Origin of the sequence: Microcoleus sp. S28C3 (assembly GCF_036700785.1) — a bacterium.
Lineage (GTDB): Bacteria > Cyanobacteriota > Cyanobacteriia > Cyanobacteriales > Microcoleaceae > Microcoleus > Microcoleus asticus.
The window spans coordinates 55,493-56,626 of sequence record NZ_JAUBPO010000013.1 but is presented as its reverse complement, the minus strand read 5'-3'; the positions used below and the strand labels follow the sequence as shown (position 1 = coordinate 56,626).

1 protein-coding gene is annotated in these 1,134 nt (G+C 55.6%); it reads right to left on the bottom strand.

Annotated features, from left to right (window positions below):
- Nucleotides 1-1,097: calcium-binding protein (locus tag QUA13_RS06195; protein ID WP_333197443.1), on the bottom strand; the 1,097-nt coding region annotated here is incomplete at its 3' end.
- Nucleotides 1,098-1,134 lie beyond the last annotated feature (37 nt).

Here is a 1,134-nt window from a genome sequence, read left to right as displayed (position 1 = left end):
GGAGTTGTCCCCGTCGGTGTCGGAGAAGGAGTTGTCCCCGTCGGTGTCGGAGAAGGAGTTGTCCCCGTCGGTGTCGGAGAAGGAGAAGCACTTGTCCCCTGAATGGTGAAAGGATTGTCGTCTACGCGCGGTAATTGATCTGTAGTGAACCTAGATTCATCTAGCGAGTTCGATCGAACATCAATCAACACCGCCAAAAATTCCCCAGTTCGCCTGTCCCTAATAATCGTGTTGCTAGAATTCGAGCCTTGGCCCTGGAAAATTTCTAACTCTGTAAAGTTGAGACCTCCAGCCAGACCGATCGAATCTCCCGCATTAAAATCTCTAATTACATCAGCATCGCCGATTTCGCGGCCGCCAGTAGTCAGAAAGCCGTTGCCAGCAGGCGACGTGCCTACCCTACCGAGAACAAAGATATCCGATCCGTCGCCTCCTGTCAGAGTATCCGATCCGCGATCGCCCGAAAGAATATCATCCCCAGCATCTCCAGACAGAGAATCATTCCCGTCGCCCCCGAAGACCAGGTCATCACCCTCGCCGCCGTCACCAGTATCGTTACCAACACCGCCGGTGATAACATCTCCGCCCTCCTGGCCCAACAAAATATCATTGCCGCCAGCGCCAATCAGGCAGTCGTTACCCGTGTCGCCAAAAACACTGTCATTGCCCTTGTCGCCAAAAATCAGGTCGTCCTCGCCACCACCGCGCAGACAGTCATTGCCTTTACCGCCGTACAGCGAGTCGTTGCCTTCAGAACCGAAGACAATATCGTTGCCCTGGTCGCCAAAACCTACGTCATCGCCCTGGTCGCCAGAAACCAAGTCATCGCCTTTACCACCCCGCGCCGTGTCATTGCCGCGCCCGCCCTCAACGAGATCTTTACCAGCGCCGCCGTTGAGAGAATCGTTACCGTCTTCGCCCCTGAGTAAATCGTCTCCGTCCCGACTCAGAAGCGTGTCGTCGCCGCCACCCCCGGCAATCGTGTCATTGAACAAGCTGCCGATTAAATAGTTAATGCCGTCATTTGCGACAACTAAGCCATCGACAAAAAGTGGCTCGGGGGGAGGCGTGGGAACTGTCAGAGGTGGCCGCGGCACCGGGGTGATCGAAATGTCCGTCCCCGTGTCCGTTGTA